Genomic DNA, 21,893 nt, shown 5'->3' on the forward strand with positions numbered 1-21,893 from the left:
CTTACTTCTCGGAGAGCGTCGCGAGGACCGCGGCGGTGATGAGGGCGAACGAGATCGCACCGGCGTCGGGGGTGCCGACCGCGTCCTCGCCGTGGGTCCGGGCGCGGCCCATCCGCGGCAGCAGGTCGGCGGTGGCGTCGGCCGCGGTCGTGGCGGCGGCGGACGCGGCGGACCAGGCGGTGAGCAGGTCGTCGCCGGCCGCGGTGCGGGCGGCGAGGACCTCGTCGAACGGGACGAGCGCGTCGACCATGGTCTTGTCGCCCGGGACGGCCCCGAACGCGAGGACGGCCTCGGCGGCCGCGTGCACGGCGTCGGCGACGGTGGTGGCCGACGGGCGCGAGGTGTCCCCGAGGACGCGACCCAGTGCCTCCAGGGCCGCACCCCAGATCGCACCGGACGTGCCACCGGCCTTGTCGGACCAGGCGTCACCGGCGATCGCGAGGACCGAGCCGGCACCCGCGCCGCGTGCTGCGGCGTCCTGCGCCGCCGCGTCCGCCGCGGTGGAGCCGCGCTGCATGCCGATCCCGTGGTCGCCGTCGCCGGCCACGGCGTCGATGCGGCCGAGTTCGTCGGCGTGGGCGTCGATCGTCGCGCGCACCGCCGTGATCGCCGTCGCGATGCGGGTCGCGGCCACCCGGGACTCGTCGGTGCCGACGGTCACGGGGACGACCACGCCGGCCTCGAGGACGTCGGAGGACACGGGCTCCTGCGGGACGGCACCGCCCTTGCGGTAGGCGGGACTGTCGGCCGGGGCGGCCCAGAGTTCCTCGAGCTCGTCGTCGAGCCAGAAGAGGGTGAGCGAGACGCCGGCCATGTCGAAGCTCGTGACGAGTTCGCCGACCTCGGGCTCGACGACGACTGCGCCGGCCGCGGTCAGTCGGCGCTGCACGGCGTCGAAGACGACGAAGAGTTCCTCGTACTTGACGGAACCGAGGCCGTTGAGGATCGGGACGACGCGTGCCCCGTCGACTGCGACACCGGACGGCAGCTCGGTGAGCAGCTTGTCGACGAGCAGGTCCGCCAGTCCGGACGCGGTGGGGACGTCGGCTTCGTCGATGCCGCGTTCGCCGTGGATGCCCATGCCGATCGCCATGCGGCCCTCGGGGACGGTGAACAGGGGTTCGTCCGCGCCGGGGAGCGAGCAGCCGGAGAACGCGACGCCGAAGCTGCGGGTGCGGTCGTTCGCCCGCTCGGCGATCGTCGTGACGGTGTCGAGGTCGTCGCCACGCTCGGCGGCCGCTCCGGCGACCTTGAACACGCAGAGGTCCCCCGCGATCCCGCGGCGCTTGTGGGCCTCGGCACTCGGGGCACTCGCGACGTCGTCGGTCACGCGGACCGTGCGGACGTCGATGCCGGCCGCGGTGAGTGCCCGGGCAGCTGCGTCGAAGTTGAGGACGTCGCCGGCGTAGTTGCCGTAGCTCAGGAGCACCCCGCCGCCGTGCTCGGATGCATTCGCCACCGCCGTGACCTGCTGCGCGCTCGGGCTGGCGAACAGGTTCCCCATCGCCGCACCGGCGGCCAGGCCGTGCCCGACGAGTCCGCCGAACGCCGGGTAGTGCCCGGATCCGCCGCCGACGACGAGCGCCACGGTGCCCTCGGGGCTGGTGGTCGAGCGGGCGACGCCGCCGTGGACCTTCCGCACCCGGGAGCGGTTCGCGGCGACGAAGCCGTCGACCATCTCGTCCGCGAAGTCCGCGGGGTCGTTGAACAGGCGGGTCATGCGTGGGACTCCTGGGTCGTGGTCGTCGCGGCCTGCGCGGCAGCGTCGGCGTCGCGTCGCTCGTTCCGCTTCGTGGTCCGGCCGAGGACGAACATCAGGACGCTCGACAGGACCATGAAGAACCCGACGATGAACATCGGCGCCTGGTACCCGCCGGTCCACTCGCTGACGGCGCCGGTGATGTACGGCGCGGCGAACCCGCCGAGGTTGCCGACGGTGTTGATGAGCGCGACGCCCGCGGCCGCTGCGGCACCGGTGAGGAACTGCGTCGGGACGGTCCAGAAGTTCGGCAGCGCGGCGAAGATCGAGCACGCGGTGATCGCGATGACGGCGACCGTGGCGGCCGGGCTGTTCATGTAGAGGGCCACCGGGATGCTCAGACCACCGACGAGGGCGGGGACCGCGATGTGCCACACCCGGACGCCGCGCCGGAACGCGTCACGCGACCAGAAGTAGAGGACGACGGCGGCGGGCACGTACGGGATCGCCGTGATGAGCCCCTTCTGGAACAGGTCGAACGTGGTGCCGAACTGCTCCTGGAAGCCGTCGATGATGGTCGGCAGGAAGAAGCTCAGGGCGTACAGGCCGTAGATGAAGCCGAAGTACACGGCGGCGAGCATCCAGACGCGACCGGAGCCGAACGCCGCTCGGAGGCCGCCCTTGCCGTGCGCGTTCCCCTCCTTCTGGCTGTTCTCCTTCGCGAGGGCGCCCTCGAGCCAGAGTTTCTCGTCCTCGTCGAGCCACTTCGCCTGCGACGGCTTGTCCTTCAGCACGAAGAGGCACAGGATGCCGACGATGATCGCGGGGATCGACACGCAGAGGAACATGAAGCGCCAGCCCGCGAGGCCGCCGAGCAGTCCCTCGTGGGTCATCAGCCAGCCGGCGAGCGGCGAACCGATCACGCTGGTGAGCGGCTGCGCCAGGTAGAAGAGCGCGAGCATCTTGCCGCGGTGCCGGGCGGGGACCCAGGTCGACAGGAACAGGATCGCGCCGGGGAAGAACCCGGCCTCGGCGATGCCGAGCAGGAAGCGCAGGCCGACGAGCTGCGGGTAGTTCTGCACCCACGTGAAGAGCAGCGAGACGATGCCCCACGTGATCATGATGCGGGCGAGCCAGACGCGGGCGCCGAACTTGTGCAGCGCCAGGTTGGACGGCACCTCGAGCACGAGGTAGCCGATGAAGAACACGCCCGAGGCGAACCCGAACTGTGCGGCGGTCAGGCCGAGGTCGGCCTCCATGCCGTTCGGGGCCGCGAAGGAGATCGCGGTGCGGTCGAGGAAGTTGATGAAGAACATCAGCGCCACGAAGGGCACGATGCGGATCGCGATCTTGCGGATGGCCGTCTTCTCGACGACCGAGGTGGGGATGCCTCGCGTGGCGGGGATGTCCACGATGACTCCTGCTCGGGTGGGGTGGTGCTCCGGTCGGCTGCTGCGCCGGGGACGGAGGTGACGCATCGGTGCGCACGGACCAGTGTGCGCGGTCACTCCAAACTTGTCAACCGGTTGACCATTCCGTGCCGCCGCGGCTCGGCGAGGAGTCCCACCGCAACCGGTTGACCGACCGGTACGCTCACTGCATGCCCGCGTTCAGCCCGGACGACCCGCTCAACATCCGCCTCGAACTCGAGTCGGTGCCGACGGGCTCCCCCGCCTCCGAGGTCGCCCGACAGCTCGTCTCCCTGCTGACCGCCGGCGACCTGGCACCCGGCTCGCGGCTGCCCTCGGAGCGGGTGCTGGCCGAACGGCTCGGGGTCGGCCGGTCCGCCGTGCGAGAGGCCCTCGCGGCGCTCGAGATCCTCGGCATCGTGCAGATCCGCCCGGGTTCCGGCACGTACCTGCAGGGCGGGACCTCGGACCTGCTGCCGACGACCCTGTCGTGGGGGCTCATGCTCGCGTCGAACCGGACGCGGGAGCTGCTCGAGGTCCGGTCGTCGCTCGAACGCACCGCGGCGATCCTCGCCGCACAGCGTGCGACGCCGGCGCAGCTCGACGAGCTCCAGACCTACATCGACCGACAGCACCAGGCGCTCGACGACCCGGACGCCTTCATCGACGCCGACGTCCGGTTCCACGTGCTGCTCGCCCGCTCCGCCGGGAACGACGTGCTCGCCGACCTGCTGCAGAGCCTCCGCTCGATGCTCAGCGTGTGGGTCGGCCGTCGTGTCCGGACCCGCCAGGCCACCGAGGCCGCGTACGAGGAGCACCGTGCGATCCTCGAGGCGCTCCGGGCCGGGGACGTGCTCGCGGTGCAGCGGGCGATGGACGACCACATGGCCACGGCGAGCGCCCGCATCGAGCACGCCGGCCCCGCCGACTGACGGGCGGGGCGCGGGGGCCCGGGCGCGCGGGCGCTTCGTGAGCAGAAATGGTCGGGTCGGGGACAGCGTCCCGACATCTTCTGCTCACGATCGGGCGGCCAGGAGGCGCGGCGCGGCCCCGCCACGCACGGTGCGACGTTGCCGGGGTGGCAACACCGCTTGGGGTCCGGCCGGTCCGTGCGGTGGAGTGTGCGCATGCACACGCACGACGACAGCACCGCCAGCGAGTCCGGTTCCGCACGCAGCTGGTGGGAGGCCCGCTACGCCGAGCACGACGGGATCTGGTCGGGGCGGGTGAACGCGGTGCTCGCCGACGTCGCGTCGTCGCTGCCCGCGGGACGCGCGCTCGACCTGGGCTGTGGCGAGGGCGGCGACGTCGTCTGGCTCGCCCGGCAGGGGTGGGCGACCACCGGGGTGGACCTGTCGGTGACGGCGATCACCCGCGGTTCCCGGGCTGCCGTCACCGCCGGGGTCGAGGAGCGGACGGCGTTCGTCGCGGCGGACCTCGGCTCGTGGGACACCGCGGCGCGGTTCGACCTCGTCACGGCGTCGTTCCTGCAGTCGTGGCCGGTCGAGATCCCGCGTGCGGCGATCCTGCGGCGGGCGGCCGGGTTCGTGGCGTCCGGCGGGCACCTGCTCGTGACGGCGCACGCCGCACCCCCGCACGGGGACCTGCCCGAGGAGATGCGGGCGTACCGCTTCCCGACGCCGGCGGAGGACCTCGCGGCGCTGGGGCTCGACGACGGGTGGGAGGTCGTGGCCGCCGAGCTCCGACCGCGCACCGCCGTGACGCCCGAGGGAGCGCCGCACGAGGTGCTCGACAGCGTGGTGCTGGTCCGCCGCCGCCCCCTCAGCGAGGCAGGGGCAGCGGCACCGAGGCCGTGAACGCCCGGACCACCCGGTCGACGACGTCCGTCGCCGGGGCGTCCCACACGGCCTGGTTGAAGATCTCCACCTCGACGTCCCCGGAGTACCCGGCGGCCGTCACGGCAGCGGTGACCGGCCCGAAGTCGATGTGCCCGTCCCCCATCACACCGCGGGAGAGCAGCGGGTCGGCGGCGATCGGGGTGAGCCAGTCGCACACCTGGTAGCTCGCGATCCGCCCGGCGGCACCGGCGCGGGCCACCGAGGCCGCGAGCGCCGGGTCCCACCAGACGTGGAACGTGTCCACGACCACACCGACGGCAGCGGCCGGGAAGGGCGCCGCGAGGTCGAGGGCCTGCGCGAGGGTCGACACGACGGCCCGATCGGCGGCGTACATCGGGTGCAGGGGCTCGACGGCGAGCTGGACGCCGGCGTCGAGGGCGTGCGGGACGAGGTCGGCGAGGGCGCCGGCCACGCGGTCCCGGGCGTCGATCAGGTCGCGGGACCCCTCGGGCAGTCCTCCGGCGACGAGCACGAGCACCGGCGCGGACCCGGGCGCGCCGGCCTCGGCCAACGCCGCGGTCTCGTCGATCGCCCGGCGGTTGTCGTCGAGTGCCCGCTGCCGTTCGGTGCCGGCCGGGAGGGTGAAGAAGCCGCCGCGGCAGTGCGAGGACACCCGGAGGCCGGAGTCGGCGACCATCCGCACGGCCTCGGACAGCCCGACCTCGGCGACGGGCTCCCGCCAGGTGCCGATCGCCTGGACGCCGGCGGCGCGGACGGTGTCGAGGGCGTCCCGGAGCGAGGCGTACTTGATCGTCGCCTGGTTGATCGAGAGCCGCGGATGCGGGGGTGCGGAGCCCGGGGCGGCACCGGCCCGCGTGGCGCGGACGACGGGGGTGCTCACGCGACCACCCCGGCGAGCGGGCGGTCGGCGGGGGCCGAGCCGCGCCTCCTGGCCGTCACGGGCACACCGGACACGGTGAGCAGGTCGTGCCACCGAGACGCCGCGAGCGACGGGTCCTCGAGCGCGCCGCAGGCGTTCGCGAGCCGGACGGTCTCGGACAGGTGCGGCAGGGAGCGGCCGGCGTGCTGACCGCCGACCATGGCGAAGGCGCCCTGGTGGCCGTTCAGCCAGGCGAGGAAGGCGATGCCGGTCTTGTAGTGCCAGGTCGGGGCGCTGAAGACGTGGCGGGACAGGGCCTCGGTGGGGCCGAGCAGCGCGCGGAAGGCGGTCTCGTCGGGGAGGGCCCGGACGGCGGCGGAGGCGATCGGCGCCACGGCGGCGAACGCGCCGAGCAGGGCGTCGGAGTGCGTCCGATCGGTCCCGGCGATGAGGTCGACGTAGTGGAAGTCGTCGCCGGTGAACATCCGGACGCCGGCGGGCAGCTGGGAGCGGAGGGCGACCTCGGCCCGGGCGTCGAGCAGGCTCATCTTGATGCCGGCGACCTTCGACCCGGCGTCGCCCATGATGTCGAGCACGGTGTCGGGGCCGTGCTGACCGCCGAAGTAGCCGGCGAGGGCGGGGTCGAACGCCTCCCCCAGCCAGTGCAGGACGACGGGGGCGCTCGCGCGCTCGATGACCCTGCGGTAGACGCGGCGGTAGACCGCGGGATCGCTGCCCGCCAGGCGCGCCAGGTGCCGGCTCGCCATGAGCACGACCCCCGCGCCGGCGTCCTCGGCGTGGTGGAGCTGGGCGACGTAGGCGTTGACGACCTGCTGCTCGGTGGCGACCTGGTCCGGGAGGTCGTCGGTGTTCACGCCGACGACGATGCGGCCGCCGACGGACTGCGCCTCGCGAGCGCTGCGCGTGATGAGCTCGCGCGTGGCGGCCGGGTCGAGCCCCATGTTCCGCTGCGCGGTGTCCATCGCGTCCGCGACGCCGAGGCCCCACGACCAGAGGTGGTGCCGGAACGCGAGGGTGGCGTCCCAGTCGAGGTCCGCCGGCGCACCCGGCGTGTTGTCGGCGGCGGTGCGCGGGACGACGTGGGCGGCGGCGTAGACGACGCGCTCGGTGAGCGGGGCGGTCGGCTTCGCGGTGGCCGCCACGGCCGGCTCGCGCAGGTCGACCCGGCTGGTTGTGCCGTCGGGCGCGAGGAGGGTCAGGGTGGTCATGCGCGTGCTCCGACGGGCGCGGCGTTGTCGGCGCTGTCGGCGCGGTCGGCGCCGTCGGCGCCGTCGGCGCGGTCGGCGCGTTCGGCGTTGTCGGCGCGGTCGGCGTTGTCTGCGCGTTCGGCGCTGTCGCCCTGGAGGCGCGGCTCGGCCCCGGTGGGCAGGGTCAGCTCCGGCAGGTCGATGCGTCGTCCTTCGGCGCTCGAGCGCAGACCGGCCTCCGCGAGCGCCACGCCGCGGGCACCGGACAGCAGGTCGTAGGGGTGCGGGCGGCCGGCCACGAGGTCGCGCAGGAAGTCCTCCCACTGCGCGCGGAAGCCGTTGCCGAACACCTCGTTGTCGGGGACCTCGAGCCACTGCGCCCTGTAGTCGCGGTCGTCCCGCAGGTCGGGGTTCCACACCGGCTTCGGCGTCGCCGTCCGGGGCTGGATCCGGCAGCCGAACAGTCCCGCGACGGCGCTGCCGTCGGTGCCGTCGACCTGGAACTCGACGAGCTCGTCACGGTCCACCCGGACCGCCCAACTCGAGTTGATCTGCGCCGTGATGCCGCCGGCGAGGTCGAACACGCCGTAGGCCGCGTCGTCCGCGGTCGCCGCGTACCCGGTCCCCTGCTCGTCGGTTCGCTCGTCGATGTGCGTGACCGCGCGGGCGTACACCGACTCCACGCGGCCGAACAGCTGCTCGAGGACGTAGTTCCAGTGCGGGAACATGTCGACGACGATGCCGCCGCCGTCCTCGCGGCGGTAGTTCCAGCTCGGCCGCTGCGCGGTCTGCCAGTCCCCCTCGAACACCCAGTAGCCGAACTCGCCGCGGACGGAGAGGATCCGGCCGAAGAACCCGGAGTCGATGAGCCGGCGGAGCTTCCGGAGGCCGGGCAGGTAGAGCTTGTCGTGCACGACGCCGTTCGGCACGCCGGCGTCGGCGGCGAGGCGGGCGAGCTCGAGTGCCTCGTCGGAGGTCTCCGCCGTAGGCTTCTCGGTGTAGACGGCCTTGCCGGCGGCGATCGCCTTCCGCAGGGCGTCGGCGCGGGCGCTCGTCACGGCGAAGTCGGCGAAGACGTCCCAGCGGGGATCGGCGAGGGCGGCGTCGAGGTCGGTCGTCCAGTGCTCGAGGCCGTGCCGGGTGGCGATCTCCTCGAGCTTCGCGGCGTTCCGGCCGACGAGGATCGGTTCGACCTGCAGCCTCGTGCCGTCCGGGAGCGGGAGCCCGCCGTCGTCGCGGATGGCCAGGATCGACCGCACGAGGTGCTGGCGGTAGCCCATGCGTCCGGTGACGCCGTTCATGATGATGCCGATGGTGCGCGTGGTCAACGCGTGCTCCCTTGCTCGCTGTGGCCCGCTCGCCACCGTGGTGGAAAGCGCTTGCCGGAACCGTACACCACGGCCCGTGCCGACCGCACGCGCGTGTTCGGGTGTGTGCGTTCGGGGCCGGGCGTGCGGCGCGGGCGCGCGGGCGCGGGGCGTGGGCGCCCCGCGCCACTTCGTGAGCAGGAATGGTCGGGTCGCGCCACGGCACCCGACCGTTTCTGCTCACGATCCGGCCGACGGGACGGGCCCGGGCGCGGGCGGCGGGGACGAGCGCGGGGCGGCCGGGCCCGGTGCGCCCGGGCTCGGCGCGCCCGGCCCGCTAGCGCGCCGTGCTCGCGCGCAGCACGACCTCGCCGTCGATGGCGCCGTCCGCCTCGAGCCCGAGGGCCCGCCGCACCGCCCGCTCCCCGATCTCCTCGAGGGGCAACCGCACCGTGCTCAGCGCCGGCACGACGTCGGCGAGCATCCGCACGTCGTCGAACCCCGCGACCCCGACGTCCACCCCCGGGACGAGCCCGCGCTCCCGGATCGCCGCGACCGCCCCCACCGCCATGAGGTCCGTGACCGCGAACACGCACCGCGGCAACGCCCCCGAGCCCGCCGCAGCCCGGTCGAGCAGCGACACCATCGCCCGGTACCCGCCGTCCCGCGTGAACTCCGACGGCACCACGGCGGCGTCGGGCACCCGGATCCCGTGGGCGGCGAGGCCCGCGACGAAGCCCTCGTAGCGCGCGTGCGCGGTGGCGAGCGACGGATCCCCGGCGAGCACCGCGAACGAGTCGTGCCCCTGTTCCACCAAGGCCCCGGCGAGCGCCGCAGCACCGCTGAGGTTCCGGATCACGAGTGGTTGCACTCCCGACACGCCTGCCACGGCGCCGTCGAGGTCGGACACGAGCGCCGACACCCCCGCCCCGGCCGCGACGAGTCCGGAGACGGCCGACGCCAGCTCGGCGCCACCACCGAGGCGACGGCTCACCGCGAGCACCACGGCCCGCGGCCGGAGCCCCGCGACGACGCCGAGGACGGCCGCCTCGCGCGATGGATCCCCTCCCGTCGACGTGATCGTGACGACGAGCCCGGCGTCGTCGGCGGCACGGATGGCCCCGGCGGCGATGGCTGCGAAGTACGGATCGGCGATGTCGCCCACGACGAGCGCGAGCGTCGTGGTGGTCCCGCGGGCGACGGCCTGGGCCTGCACGTTGGCGGTGTACCGGAGCTCCTGGGCCGCGGCGTGGACGCGGTCGACCGACTCCTGCCGGACCTTCCGCACGCTGCCGTTGAGTGCGCGCGACGCGGTCGCGAGCGAGACGCCTGCCCGCGCAGCCACGTCGGCCAGGGTGACCGAGCTCCGTTCGGGCATGTCGCGCCTCCAGTCCGTCGGCTCCGCGCTGTGTGGCGAGGGCTGTCTGTGGCGAGGATAGCGATTTCCCGCGCGCCGGGGCGGAGCCGCGGCAACGGACCGAGCCGTCACGTCACAATGTCCAAACATTCTGCAGGAAAGCGCTTGCCAGAATCACCGGGCGTCGTGTAGACCTTGTCTCCTCGGCCGAGACACCCCGAACGCTCGCCCACGGCAGACGCCAGTGGTCCCGAACGAAAGCAGTGACGATGAAGTCATCCAAGAAGATGCTCGCGCTCGCCGGCGGCATCGCCGCACTGGCGCTCCTGAGCGGCTGCGCCTCCGGCAGCGGTTCCGGCAACGGCGGCAAGGTCGACCAGCTGACCTTCTGGCTCTCCACGTCGACGGCGCAGGAGAAGGGCTACCAGGACCTCGCGACCGATTACGAGAAGAAGACCGGCGTCACGGTCAAGATCGTGAACCTGCCGTACGACGGGCTACAGACGAAGCTCCGCGAGTCGGCGCAGGCGAACTCGCTGCCCGACGTCGTGCGAGCCGCGGGCATCGACCCGATCTGGACCGGCAAGACCGTCGACCTGGCCTCGATCGTGGACGACGACGCGAACAAGATCGACAAGGACATCATCGCGAAGGACGACGACGGCAAGGTCACCTCGATCCCGTCCGACGTCACCGCGGCGGGCCTGTTCGTGAACAAGTCGCTGTTCGACAAGGCCGGCATCGCCTACCCGACGGACCCCGCGAAGGCCTGGACCTGGGACGAGTTCCTGCAGGCCGCCGACCAGGTGAAGGCGAAGACCGGCGCGAAGTACGACCTGGTGTTCGACTCCTCGCCGTCCCGCCTGCGCGCCTACATGTTCACCAAGGGCACCGACTTCATGCAGCAGGAGAAGGACGGCTCCTTCCCGACCGACTCGAAGACCGTCTCGGCGCTGCAGGACTTCGCCGACATGAACGACGACTCCACGATGCCGAAGTCGGTGTGGACGAGCGGGCAGGACCCGAACGCCCTGTTCAAGAGCGGCCAGGTCGTCGCCTACTTCTCGGGCGTCTGGCAGTCGTCGGACTTCGCGTCGAACATCACCGACTTCGACTGGGCCAGCGCCGCGACCCCGGCCGACCCGACGCACGCCACCGAGATCAACTACGGCGGCAACATCGTCGGCTTCGAGAACTCGGACGCCCGCGGGACCGCGGCGAAGAAGTTCATCGATTACATGTACGAGCCGACGAACTACGCCAAGCTCGTTACGACGAACGGCTTCCTGCCGGTGGAGTCCGGGCTGGACATCAGCTACCCGTTCGAGTCGCAGGCCGCCAAGGACTCCTTCGCGCTCTACCAGAAGGAGATCGACGCGGCGGACCCGATCTCGAGCTCCTACGCCAAGGAGAGCGCGAAGTGGGCGGTCGAGGGCAAGGAACTCGGCACCGACCCCACCACCGCCGAGGTCGGCAAGCTCATCAACGGGCAGCAGTCGGCCAAGAAGACCCTCGAGACGATCACGAAGTACTACGAAGAGCACGTCGGATGACGGATCGGGGTCGGGTGCACGCACCCGACCCCGGCGTCTTTCCCCCAGCAACACCGCGACGAACGAAGAGGATCATCGTGAGCATCCCCACCGCAGCCGGCGACGTGCAGACCGCCGTGCCCACCCCGGTGCCGCCCCGCCGGCCCGGAGCCGCGAAGACGACCAAGCGCCGCCGCTCCGGCGTCAGCAAGCCCGTCCTCGCCCCGATCCTCTTCGTCAGCGTCAACGCGGTGCTGTTCGTGGTGTTCTTCGTGTGGCCCGCGGTCATCGGCCTCGGCTACTCGTTCACCGACTACAACGGTGTCGTCGCCCCGAAGTTCATCGGGCTCGAGAACTACTTCGAGCTGTTCGCCGACGACACCTTCTACGCGGCACTCCTCCGGACGTTCCTCTACGCGATCGTGGCGGTTCCGCTCGGCTTCGTGCTCTCCCTGTCCATGGCGCTCATGCTCACGAGCCCCGCGGCGAAGGGCCGGAGCGTCGCCCGCATCGTCTTCTTCGTGCCGTGGCTCATCTCGCCGATCGTGACCGGCGTCATCTGGCGGTGGATGTTCGGCGAGAACTTCGGGCTCGCGAACTTCGTCATCGAGTCCTTCGGCGGCACGGCCGTCCCGTGGCAGTCGAACGCGGACCTGTCGCTGCTCGTCGTGGTGTTCGCCACCGCGTGGGCCGGAGCCGCCTTCAACATGCTGCTGTTCGTGGCCGCGATCCGGAACGTGCCGCAGTCCTACTACGAGGCGGCGTCCCTCGACGGCGCCGGCGCCTGGCACCAGTTCCGCTACATCACGCTGCCGAGCATCGCACCGACGTCGTTCATCGTGGTCCTGCTGTCGTCGCTCGGCGCCTTCAAGGAGTTCGCGACGATCCAGGCACTCAACGGCGGCGGTCCCGGCACCGACAACAACCTGCTCGTGCAGTACATCTACACGAACGGGTTCCAGAACGCCCACATCGGCTACGCGAGCGCGGCGTCGATGGTCCTCATGCTCATCCTCATGGCCATCGCGCTCATCCAGCTGGCCGTGAACCGTCGGACGGAGGCCCGCCGATGACCGCCACCCTGCCCAGCGCCTCCGGCGCACCCGCGACCGACGTCACGTCGGGGACCGCCAAGAACAAGAACACGACCAGGACCAAGCGCCTCGACGGCCCGCCCCGCCCCAGGGCCATCGCCGCCACCGCCCTGCTCTGGGTCTTCATCATCGCGTTCGGCTTCCCCGTGCTCTGGTTCGTCCTGAGCGCGTTCAAGCCCGGCGGCGAGCTGTTCTCCTACCCGCTCACCCTGTTCCCGAAGACGTGGTCGGTCAGCGGCTTCACGGAAGCCTGGGCGAGCTACGACTTCGCCCGCTACTTCGGCAACACCGTCATCGTCGCGCTGGTCACCACCGTCCTCACCGTGCTGGCGAGCGCGGCGACGGGGTACGCGCTGGCGAAGTACGACAACAGGTGGCTCAAGGTCTTCTTCGTCTGCATCCTCGCGACGACGATGCTCCCGACCGAGGTCATCCTCGCGCCGACGTTCATCGTGATCCGCGACCTCGGCATGTACGACTCGCTCGCCGGGATCATCGTGCCGTCGGTGATCACCGCGACCGGCATCTTCATGTTCCGGCAGTTCTTCCTCACCGTGCCGGACGACCTCGTCGAGGCCGCCCGCATCGACGGCGCGAGCGAGTTCGGAATCTTCTGGCGCATCATGCTGCCGATCTCCCGCCCGATCATGCTGACGCTCGCGATCTTCTCGTTCCAGTGGCGGTGGAACGACTACATCTGGCCGCTGCTCGTCCTCAACGACCCCCACCAGTTCACGATCCAGATCGCGCTGCAGAGCATCGTCGGCGCGGAGAACGTCAACTGGACGGTCCTGCTCGGCGCCTCGGTGATCTCGATCATCCCGCTCGTCCTCATCTACCTGGTCTTCCAGAAGTACGTGAACGGCGCGGACCTCAACGCGGGCCTCAAGGACTGATGGGCTTCCTCGACCTCGCCGGCACCGCGGCCGACGCCGACGCGGCCCGGCTCCGGCAGGCCACCGACGCCCCGGAGACGCTGCAGCACCGCGAACTCATGGCGCGCGCCCTCACCCTGGTCGGGGCGTGGGTCCGGAACGAGCGGACGGGAGGCGCGGCTCGCCCCACCGACGACGACCTCGCCACCGCGCACGGCTGGGTCCGGCACCTCGCCACCAGGCAGTCCCCCGGCGGCACGTTCGTCGGCGGCGACAACGTCCTCTCCCCACCCGACTCCGCGTTCACGGTCAACGACGTGTGCGACGCGCTCGAGCTCTTCGCGCCGTACCGTGCGACCGTGCCGACGGCCGCGGCGCTGGCCGACGACCTCGACGAGATCGTGCACCGCGCGACCCCGGCGTTGCTGACGGGTGGCGTGCACACCCCGAACCACCGGTGGGAGATCGCGGCCGCACTCGCCCGCGTCCACCGGCTCCACCCCGACCCGGCCCTCGTCGAGCGGATCGACGAGTGGCTCGCCGAGGGACCGGACATCGACGCCGACGGCCTGTGGTCCGAGCGCAGCCCGAACTACGCCGCGGCGGTCTCGTGCCCGTCCTTCCTCGTGCTGGCGTCGGTGCTGGGTCGCCCCGAACTGCTCGACCCGGTGCGCCGCTCGCTCGACGCGACGCTCGCGCTGCTCCTGCCCGACGACAGCGTCGAGACCGTGCAGTCCCGACGGCAGGACCAGTCGCAGCCGTTCGGGATCGGACCGTTCGCACCCCTGCTCTGGCACGTCGCGGTGCTCGACGGCCGAGCCGACCTCGCCGCCGTCGCCGCCCGGGCAGCGGTCGCCGACACCTGGCAGCCCGGTGCGATGGCCGCACGGGCGATGACCGACCCGGTGCTCGAGCGGCCGCTGCCGGCGGGCGCACCGCTCCCCCGGGGCACCTCGACGTTCCGGGCGGCACGGCTCGTCCACGTCCGCGAGGCCGACCGCGACGTCGTGCTCTTCGCCGGCTCGGACGTCCCGGCGGCAGGACACGTCCGCTCCGGGCTCGCGAACAGCCCGACGTTCCTGCGGGTCGTCGCCGGCGCCGTCGTCCTCACCGACGTCCGGCTCTCGCGGGAGTTCTTCGGCCTCGGCCCGTTCCGCCCGACGAGGCTCGAGGACCTCGGCGCCGGCCGGTTCCGGCTGACCGAACGCGTGTCGGCCGGCTACCACCAGCCGCTCGCACCCGAGCACCGGCGGGCCGACGGCGACTACGCGCTCGGCGACGAGGGGCGGTTCTCGGCGTCGATGGCGTTCGGCAGCCGGACCGCCGACGAGGTGGCGCTCACGACGACGGTCGACGTCGCCCTGACGGCCGACGCGGTCACGCTCGACATCGAGACCGCCGGGGCCGACGTCCCGTGGTCGCTCCAGCTGACGTTCCGCGACGGGGGTACGTTCTCCGGTGTGAGCACCGATGCCGCCACCGCCGAACGCGTCCTCGTCACCGGGACCGCTTCGTACCGCGTCGGCACCGACACCGTGACGTTCGGGCCGGGCAACGGCTCCGGCCCCGGGCAACCCGCGTTCTACGCGCCCGGTCAGGACTACGCGTTCCTCGGCGGGACGGACCGGCCGACGGGCTCGCACGTCCACGTCACCGGACGCGCGCCGGGCCGGACCCGTGTCGTGATCGGCACCCCGTCGGTGGGGTCGTGACCACGGAGCGACCGGCGGCCGGAGACCCGAGCCGCACCGCGCCTCCCGGCATCGTCCTCGTCGGCGCGCGCGGCTACGGCCTGCACCACCGGGCGACCATCGACCGGCTCGTCGGCCTCGGTGTCTGCACGCTGACGGCCGTCGTCGACCCGACCCTCGACGCCGACGAGGACGGCGGCGTGCCCGTCGTCCGCGACGTCGCCGCAGCCCGCGCGACCGGCCCGGTCGACGTCGTCGTGGTCGCCGCCCCGATCGCCGCGCACCTCCCCCTCGCCCTGGCCGCCCTCGAGAGCGGCGCCGACGTCCTCCTCGAGAAGCCGCCGGTCACGACCCGCGCGGACCTGGCGACCCTGCTCGACACCGAACGACGCAGCGGGCGCGTGGTCCAGGTGGGGTTCCAGAGCCTCGGGTCGCACGCGCTGCCCGCACTCCGCGACGGGTCGCTCGTCGGGACCGTCCGGTCCGCCGCGGCCGTCGGCACCTGGACGCGCGACCAGGCGTACTGGGACCGCTCCGCCTGGGCCGGCCGCCGCAGGGTGGACGGGGTCGACGTCCTCGACGGCGTCGTCACGAACCCGCTCGCCCACGCCGTGGCGACCGCCCTCGCGCTCGTCGGCTGCCGTCGAGCCGACGAGGTGGCGCGCGTCGAGGTGGAGCTGTACCGGGCGAACGCGATCGAGGGCGACGACACCTCGGCCGTCCGGGTCACGACGACCGCCGGACGCGAGGCGACCGCGGCGCTCACCCTGTGCGGGCCGACCGAGGTCCTCCCGAGCGTGCGGGTCCGCGGCACGACCGGGAGCGCGGTCCTCGGGTACACGACCGACGAGGTCACGATCGACGGGGTGACCCACGGACTCGGGCGCACCGACCTGCTCGAGAACCTGCTCGCCCACCGGTCCCGCGGCGACGCGCTGCTCGTGCCGCTCGCGTCGACCGGCGCCTTCGTCGAGGTGCTCGAAGCCGTGCGGGCGACCGAACCGGTGCAGATCGACCACCCGTGGGTGACGTGGGACGGCGAGGGGCCCGCGCGTCGGCCGCTCGTCACGGACGTCGAGTCGGTCGTCGACCGCGCGGCGGACCAGGGCGCGCTGTTCTCCGAGGTCGGCGCGCCCTGGGCGCACGCGGACCGCGACGAGGTGCTCGACGAGCTCGTCGTCGACGGCGTCCCGGTCGCGTCGGTCCTCGACGGCGCGGGGACGATCCCGACGTCGTCGCCCCGCCCGTACCTGCACCCGGTGCGGACCCTCGGCGGCACGGTCGTGAGCGCCCACCACCCGCCGGACCACGACTGGCACTGCGGCGTGGGGTTCGCGATCCCCGACCTCGACGGCGTGAACTGCTGGGGCGGACGGACGTACGTCCACGGCGAGGGCTACGTCTGGCGCGACGACCACGGGAGCGCAACGGTCGTGCACGCCGAGCACCACGGCCCCTCCCTGCGGCAGGAGGTCGTCTGGCGCGGTCCCGACGGCCACGTCGCCCTGCACGAGGACCGGATCCTCGCCTGGCGGGCGGTGGACACCGGGTGGGAGCTCACGTGGTCGTCGTCGTTCCGCGTGCCCGGGGACGCGGTCGTCCGGCTCGGCGGCCCGGGCAGCAACGGTCGGGTCGGGGCCGGGTACGGCGGCTTCACCTGGCGCTTCCCGCCGTGCGCCGACATCGCGGTCCGGACGGCGACGGCCAGCGGCGAGGACGCGGTGCACGGATCGGTCGCGCCGTGGGTCGAGTGGTCGGCCGTGTTCGAGGGCGTCGGCGCCACGATCCGGTTCGAGGCCCTCGACCACGACGACCCGTGGTTCGTCCGCGCCGCCGAGTACCCCGCGATCGGCTCGGCGCTCGCCTGGCGCACCCCGACGCTCGTGCACCCGGGGGTGCCTGTCGTCCGGTCGTTCCGGGCGACGGTCTCGGACGGCCCGGTCGAGCACGGCCCGGGCGAGCACGGCCCGGGCGAGCACGGACCGGACCGGTCCGCCAATACGCTGGTGGGATGAGCACCGAGGACTGGGAAGCCCGCGTCGCCGCACTCTGGGCCGACGACACCATCGACGACCAGGAACGCATCGACCGCATGCGGGTCCTCGCCGACGCCGCACCCCACCCGGCGCTGGGCGCGTTCGAGCTCGGCGGGGCGAACGACTCCGGCGGCCACGAAGCCGAGGCCGACGTCCACTACACGGCCGCGACGGCAGCCGGGCTCGACACCGTGGACCCGACGAGGGCGGCGCGGATGGTCGTCCAGCACGCCTCGACGCTCCGCAACCTCGGCCGGGTCGACGAGGCGATCACGATGCTCCGCGACGCCCCCGAGCACCCGGCGACCGGCGCAGCGCCGAAGGTGTTCCTCGCACTCGCACTGCACAGTGCCGGTCGCCACGACGAGGCGCTCCGGGTCGCGATCGAGGCGGTGGAGCCGACGCTCCCCCGGTACCACCGGTCGGTCCGGGCCTACGCGGCAGCCCTCACCGACGCCTGATCGCGACCACCCGTCAGGGTGCCAGCGGCAGCGCGTCGCTCGTCGTGCGGAGCGACTCCTGACGGATCTCGAGCTGGGTGACGGCGAGCGCGGCGAGGTCGTGCAGGTTCGCGAGGTCCGCCCCGGTCGTCTGGCGCGGCTTCGTGTCGAGCACCGCGAGCGTGCCGATCGGGGTGCCGTCGTGCTTCACCAGCGGGACGCTGACGTAGAACCGGATGCCGAGCGGGCCGGTGACGAGCGGGCTGTGCTGCATCTCGGGATGCGTCTGGCCGTCCGGGATCACGACGGGTACCGGCACCGGGGCGAACCCGTTGCGGAAGTTGATGTGGCGCGCCGCGTCGTCGACACCGGGAGCGATGTACGACTGCGACCAGGCACGGTCCTCGTCGAGCACCTCGACCAGGGCGATCGGGGCGTCGAACAGTCGCGCGGCCATCGCCGTCGTGCGCTGCAGCGCCTGTTCGGGCAGGCTGTCGAGCGTCGCTGGGCGGGCACGGTCGGCGTGCGCAGCAGCCTCGGCCACGGGCGGCGCCTCGACGACGTGGTCGGCGGCGGTGGTCTCCGCGATGACGACGTCGCGCAGCATGGTCACGAGATCGGCGCCGGCCGGGCGCGCTGCCGGGTCCTGCGCGGTCATCGCCCGGAGCAGGACCTTCCAGTGCTCGGGCAGCGGCTCGGGCAGCACCGGGTCGCGGGACAACCGCGCGACCGCGGACTCGACGAGCGACCCCGGGAACTCCCGACGGCGGGTGAAGCACTGCAGCAGCACGAGCCCGAGCGAGTAGACGTCGCTCGGCGGACCGACCTCGCCGCCCCGCGCCTGCTCGGGGCTGAGGTAGGCGGCGGTCCCGGTGGTCACGCCGTCGGCCGTCAGCCGCTCGACACCGGCGGCGAGCGCGATGCCGAAGTCGGTCAACCGGGCGCGTGCACGGTCGGAGTCGTTGCCGTAGTCGACGAGCAGGATGTTCGACGGTTTGATGTCGCGGTGCACGACACCGTGGCTGTGGATGTAGTGCAGCGCCTCGGCCATGTCGTAGCCGATCTCGGCGATGTGGCGGGAGGCGAGCGGGCCGACGGAGAGCCGGTCCTCGAGGTCCTGCCCGGCGACCAGCGCCATCACGAGGTACCGCTGGCGGGTGCCGTCGTGGCCGGTGACGACGCCGGTGTCGAGCAGGCTCACGAGGTTGTGGTGCTCGAGGGACGCCAGGACGCCGAGCTCGGCCTCCTGCCGGGCGACGTCGACGGTGCCGGCGTGGAACACCTTCACGGCGACGGGCCGGTGGAGGCTCTCGTCGACCCCGCGGTACACGACGGACATGCCGCCCTGGCCGATGGCGTGTTCGAGCCGGTACCGCCCGTCGAGCAGTGGGGCCGTGGACGCGGTGTCCTCGGTCGGACTCATCTGACCCTCGTTCTCGGTTCCGGCAGGCAACGATGCATCTTCGCATCCCGGCGGGGATCGTGTTCCGTCGACGCGCTCAGCGGCCCGTCGCCACCGTGCTCACCCGCAGGTCGTCGAAGGTGCTCGTGAAGCCCGCACCGCCGAGCGAGATCAGCCCGATCCGCGGCTCCGCCCCGAGGTCCGCCGTCCACGTCCCGCCCCGCACGAAGTGCCGTCCGTCGACGCTGGTGTACGCGGTGTAGCGGTGCTCCCCTGCCACGAACCGGTGCACGATCCGCAGCGTGGTGGTGTCCCCGACCGGCCCGACGACCATGTTCCCGTAGGTCGGGGCACCGGCCGGTTGTCCGGAGACCTGCTTGCCGAACTCCGTCTGCCGGGTGTCGAAGATCGAGTTCGACGTCAATCGGAGGTAGTCGCTGTCGCTCCCGTACACGATGAGCCCGCCCTGCACGTAGTTCACGCCGTCGCCGGTCGCCGGGGTGTCGACCGCGACGGTGGTCTCGGCCACCCAGTCGCCCCGAGGAGCCGGTTCGGACAGGACCGAGGCGAGCGGTGTCTGCGGCGGGTGGATGTCGGCGTCCTGCGTCCGCCACCGGAAGGCGCCCCCGGCGACCGTCCACGCGGAGGCATCGGGCTCACGGGTCCAGCGGAGCGCCGGCGGCAGGGTCGTCCCGTCGAAGTCGGTGGACAGCGCACGGATCGTCCGACCGGGCACGTCGACCGGTGCGGCGGTGGCGCGGTACGTCGGCCGTTGACCGGGCTGTGCCACCGGCCCCGGTTGCACGCCGTCCGAGGGGCCGGCTCCGCCGCGGACCACGGGCCAGCCGTGCACCCAGTCGAGCGGGTCGATGAGCACGGGCCGCTTCGTGTAGGTGCCCTGGCCCGCGTAGTACGGGTCGTCCCGGTCGACGGCGTGGTAGACGATCCAGTCCTGCCCGGCGAGGTCGGTGACGACCGTGTTGTGCCCGGTGCCGACCCAGCGGTTGCCGTTCTGGGCGAGCAGGGGCGTGCCGCCCACCCGGGTGCTCGTGATCCGCACGCCGTCCTGGTCGGTGAACGGGCCGAGCGGGCTGCGCGACCGGGCGACGAACACGCCGTACCCGGTCAGGGCGCCGTTGCAGCAGTTCGTGGCGGACCCCATGAAGTACCACCAGCCGTCGTGCCGCATCAGGTACGTGCCCTCGTAGCGGTTGTCGATCGCGATCTGCCGCTCGGTCGAGGGGATCGACCGCAGGCCGTCGGTGCTCAGCCGGCGGACGTTCACCCCGCCGAAGTAGCTGCCGAAGTACAGGTACGTGCTGCCGCGGTCGGTGATGACCTCGGGGTCGAACTCCCACCGCTGCCCGGTGCCGTTCGGTGCCGCCTGGGGTGCCACCACGGGTCCGCCGGAGTCCGTCCACGGTCCGGTCGGGCCCGGGCTCGTCGCGACACCGACGGCCGATCCGCCGCCGGTCGGTGCCGTGCCACTGGGGGTGTCGGACGCCGCGTAGTAGAGGTACCAGGTGCCCGGGCGCCCGTGCGTCCCGGCGCGGTACACGACGTCCGGCGCCCAGATGCCGTTCGCGTCGCCCACCCAGGCCGGCTTCGTGGGGAAGGCGTCGTCGACGTACGTCCAGTGCGTCAGGTCGGTGGACCGGTACGTCGGGACCCCGTGCTGCACGAGCGACCCGTCCGGGTTCTGCTCCGTCGCCGTGAGGGCGTCGGTCGTGCAGTAGAGGTACCAGTTCCGGTCGCGTCCCACCCCGCGCACGACGGTCGGGTCGGCGCAGCTCGCCGCGGTCTGGCCGTCCGGCAGGGCGAGCGTCATCGGGTTCTGGTGGGTCGGCGCGGCACCGCCCCGCGCGGACGTGGTCTCCGCGGCGACGGCGGGCGCACCGCCGGCACCGACCTGGAGGAACGTGGTCGCGAGTCCCGCGACCGTCGCGATCGCGAGGACTGCTCTGAGTGACCGGCGCACGGTGGACCTGCTCTCGTCGTCGAGGAGCGTGCGGACGAGCGTGAGCGTACGCTCACGCCCACCGGCCCGTCCGACGAAGGAGTCGCGAGATGCCCGCACGGTTCGTGTACTGGATCAACGCCTCGCTCGACGGCTTCGTCGAGACCGAGGCCGGTGAGCACAGCGGCGTCGAGGGACCGGAGTGGATCCGGATCGACGAGACCGTGCACCGCGAGTTCAACCGCCGCGCCCGGGCGATGACGCTGTCCGTCGAGGGCCGCATCGTCCACGACATGATGGACCCGTTCTGGCCCGACGCCCGCACCGACGAGTCCCTGCCCGCGTACATGCGCGAGTACGGCGAGATCTGGACCGAGCAGCCGAAGGTCCTGGTCTCCCGGTCGCGGACGGCGGCGGACCACAACACGCGGATCATCGGCCGCGACGAGGACGCGATCGACGAGCTCGCCCGCATCCGCGCCGAGTCCGAGGGCGACGTCGGTGTCGGCGGTCCGAGCATCGCGACGCAGCTGCTCGACGCCGGACTCCTCGACGAGCTGATGGTCTTCACGCACCCGGCCGTCCTCGGGCGTGGGCGGCCGCTCTTCGACCCACCGCCGTCGGGTGCGCGACCGCCGCTTGTCCTCGACCTGCTCGAGCAGCAGCGGTGGGACAACGGCGTGACGCTGCACCGGTACGACCTCCGGCGCTGATCAGCCGGCGGACGGTGCCGTCCCGACGATGACCAGCCGCCACGCGCTCGACCGGTCGCTGTCGAAGCCGTTGAACGCGACGGAGTCGACGTCCGTGCTCGCGAGCCGCGTCAGACGGATCGGGTTCGGGCTGTCCCGGCAGGCCACGGGGTCGACGGTGAAGTCGCCGGATCCGCCCCGGGACTCGATGCGGACGATCCCCCGCATGTGCCCGTTGCCGAAGCACGAGAACTCGAGGTGGTCGATCGCCTTCGCGGCCGGGAACCGCAGCGTGACGCCGGTCCCGACCTCGGACGGGTCCTCGTCGCCGGGTTGGATGTCCGCTGTCAGCACGCCGAGGACGTCCGGGTCGGTCTCGGTCGCCGCCTCCTGTGCGCTCCGCCAGTCGGCGAGCGCCTCCTCGTCGACCGTCGGCGTCGCCGTGCAGCCGGCCAGCAGCAGCAGGACGGCGAGCGGCGGGACGAGGAGGTGGGGACGGTGCACGGTGCGAGCCT

Annotated in this window: 18 protein-coding genes; 9 read left to right on the forward strand and 9 right to left on the reverse strand. The window is 72.7% G+C overall.

Annotation, left to right across the window (positions count from 1 at the left end; translation table 11 throughout):
* Position 1 precedes the first annotated feature (1 nt).
* Together BIV01_RS17075 and BIV01_RS17080 are read right to left on the reverse strand one after the other, a co-directional pair.
* Positions 2-1,720, reverse strand: coding sequence for a dihydroxyacetone kinase family protein (locus BIV01_RS17075; RefSeq protein ID WP_071303633.1), 1,719 nt, complete (start codon positions 1,718-1,720; stop codon positions 2-4).
* Positions 1,717-3,111 (reverse strand): MFS transporter, encoded by a 1,395-nt coding sequence (locus BIV01_RS17080; protein ID WP_071303634.1) that lies wholly within the window; start codon positions 3,109-3,111, stop codon positions 1,717-1,719. Before BIV01_RS17080 ends, BIV01_RS17075 begins: the two co-directional genes overlap by 4 nt.
* Positions 3,112-3,299: 188 nt before the next feature.
* Here BIV01_RS17080 and BIV01_RS17085 point away from each other — a divergent pair, with 188 nt between their 5' ends.
* A complete protein-coding gene (locus tag BIV01_RS17085; protein ID WP_070416464.1) occupies positions 3,300-4,040 on the forward strand; it encodes a FadR/GntR family transcriptional regulator in 741 nt (246 codons plus the stop codon).
* A gap of 195 nt (positions 4,041-4,235) precedes the next feature.
* Positions 4,236-4,925: a class I SAM-dependent methyltransferase gene (locus BIV01_RS17090; RefSeq protein ID WP_071303635.1), complete on the forward strand. Its 690-nt coding sequence runs from the start codon at positions 4,236-4,238 to the stop codon at positions 4,923-4,925.
* Here the strand turns inward: BIV01_RS17090 and BIV01_RS17095 are convergent.
* The 4 genes from BIV01_RS17095 to BIV01_RS17110 form a co-directional block, all read right to left on the reverse strand.
* A complete protein-coding gene (locus tag BIV01_RS17095; protein WP_083414119.1) occupies positions 4,891-5,808 on the reverse strand; it encodes a sugar phosphate isomerase/epimerase family protein in 918 nt (305 codons plus the stop codon). The two genes, BIV01_RS17090 and BIV01_RS17095, sit on opposite strands and share 35 nt — an antisense overlap.
* Complete coding sequence (locus BIV01_RS17100) at positions 5,805-7,016, reverse strand: DUF993 family protein (protein ID WP_071303636.1); 1,212 nt, start codon at positions 7,014-7,016, stop codon at positions 5,805-5,807. The genes BIV01_RS17095 and BIV01_RS17100 overlap by 4 nt, the downstream gene beginning before the upstream one ends.
* Complete coding sequence (locus BIV01_RS17105; RefSeq protein ID WP_254791879.1) at positions 7,013-8,296, reverse strand: Gfo/Idh/MocA family protein; 1,284 nt, start codon at positions 8,294-8,296, stop codon at positions 7,013-7,015. Before BIV01_RS17105 ends, BIV01_RS17100 begins: the two co-directional genes overlap by 4 nt.
* A 343-nt stretch (positions 8,297-8,639) precedes the next feature.
* The gene (locus tag BIV01_RS17110; RefSeq protein WP_071303637.1) at positions 8,640-9,680 is read right to left on the reverse strand and encodes a LacI family DNA-binding transcriptional regulator; all 1,041 of its coding nucleotides are present in this window, start codon (positions 9,678-9,680) and stop codon (positions 8,640-8,642) included.
* Between the two features lie 248 nt (positions 9,681-9,928).
* Here BIV01_RS17110 and BIV01_RS17115 point away from each other — a divergent pair, with 248 nt between their 5' ends.
* The 6 genes from BIV01_RS17115 to BIV01_RS17140 all read left to right on the forward strand — a co-directional run bounded on the left by BIV01_RS17115 (position 9,929) and on the right by BIV01_RS17140 (position 17,348).
* The gene (locus BIV01_RS17115; protein WP_071303695.1) at positions 9,929-11,212 is read left to right on the forward strand and encodes an extracellular solute-binding protein; all 1,284 of its coding nucleotides are present in this window, start codon (positions 9,929-9,931) and stop codon (positions 11,210-11,212) included.
* A gap of 77 nt (positions 11,213-11,289) precedes the next feature.
* Positions 11,290-12,264 (forward strand): carbohydrate ABC transporter permease, encoded by a 975-nt coding sequence (locus BIV01_RS17120; RefSeq protein ID WP_217642571.1) that lies wholly within the window; start codon positions 11,290-11,292, stop codon positions 12,262-12,264.
* Entirely contained in the window at positions 12,261-13,181 is a 921-nt protein-coding gene (locus BIV01_RS17125; protein ID WP_229086649.1) for a carbohydrate ABC transporter permease, read from the forward strand. The genes BIV01_RS17120 and BIV01_RS17125 overlap by 4 nt, the downstream gene beginning before the upstream one ends.
* Positions 13,181-14,872, forward strand: a complete 1,692-nt coding sequence (locus BIV01_RS17130; RefSeq protein ID WP_071303638.1) for a hypothetical protein — start codon at positions 13,181-13,183, stop codon at positions 14,870-14,872. The genes BIV01_RS17125 and BIV01_RS17130 overlap by 1 nt, the downstream gene beginning before the upstream one ends.
* Positions 14,869-16,866: a DUF6807 family protein gene (locus BIV01_RS17135; RefSeq protein ID WP_071303639.1), complete on the forward strand. Its 1,998-nt coding sequence runs from the start codon at positions 14,869-14,871 to the stop codon at positions 16,864-16,866. Before BIV01_RS17130 ends, BIV01_RS17135 begins: the two co-directional genes overlap by 4 nt.
* The gene (locus BIV01_RS17140; protein WP_071303640.1) at positions 16,863-17,348 is read left to right on the forward strand and encodes a tetratricopeptide repeat protein; all 486 of its coding nucleotides are present in this window, start codon (positions 16,863-16,865) and stop codon (positions 17,346-17,348) included. Before BIV01_RS17135 ends, BIV01_RS17140 begins: the two co-directional genes overlap by 4 nt.
* 13 nt (positions 17,349-17,361) lie before the next feature.
* On the opposite strand, the gene BIV01_RS17145 is transcribed toward BIV01_RS17140, so the two are convergent.
* Both BIV01_RS17145 and BIV01_RS17150 read right to left on the reverse strand, forming a co-directional pair.
* On the reverse strand, positions 17,362-18,750 hold the full coding sequence (locus tag BIV01_RS17145) for a serine/threonine-protein kinase (protein WP_070416471.1): 1,389 nt from the start codon (positions 18,748-18,750) through the stop codon (positions 17,362-17,364).
* A gap of 76 nt (positions 18,751-18,826) precedes the next feature.
* The gene (locus tag BIV01_RS17150) at positions 18,827-20,707 is read right to left on the reverse strand and encodes a family 43 glycosylhydrolase (RefSeq protein ID WP_083414120.1); all 1,881 of its coding nucleotides are present in this window, start codon (positions 20,705-20,707) and stop codon (positions 18,827-18,829) included.
* An 89-nt stretch (positions 20,708-20,796) separates the two neighbouring features.
* Between BIV01_RS17150 and BIV01_RS17155 the strand changes: the two genes are divergently transcribed.
* Entirely contained in the window at positions 20,797-21,399 is a 603-nt protein-coding gene (locus BIV01_RS17155; protein WP_071303641.1) for a dihydrofolate reductase family protein, read from the forward strand.
* Here the strand turns inward: BIV01_RS17155 and BIV01_RS17160 are convergent, their stop codons facing one another.
* Positions 21,400-21,882 (reverse strand): hypothetical protein, encoded by a 483-nt coding sequence (locus BIV01_RS17160; protein WP_071303642.1) that lies wholly within the window; start codon positions 21,880-21,882, stop codon positions 21,400-21,402. It lies immediately after the preceding gene.
* Between the last annotated feature and the right edge of the window lie 11 nt (positions 21,883-21,893).

This window comes from Curtobacterium sp. MCBA15_013, from assembly GCF_001865095.1.
In the GTDB taxonomy this organism is placed as follows: domain Bacteria; phylum Actinomycetota; class Actinomycetes; order Actinomycetales; family Microbacteriaceae; genus Curtobacterium.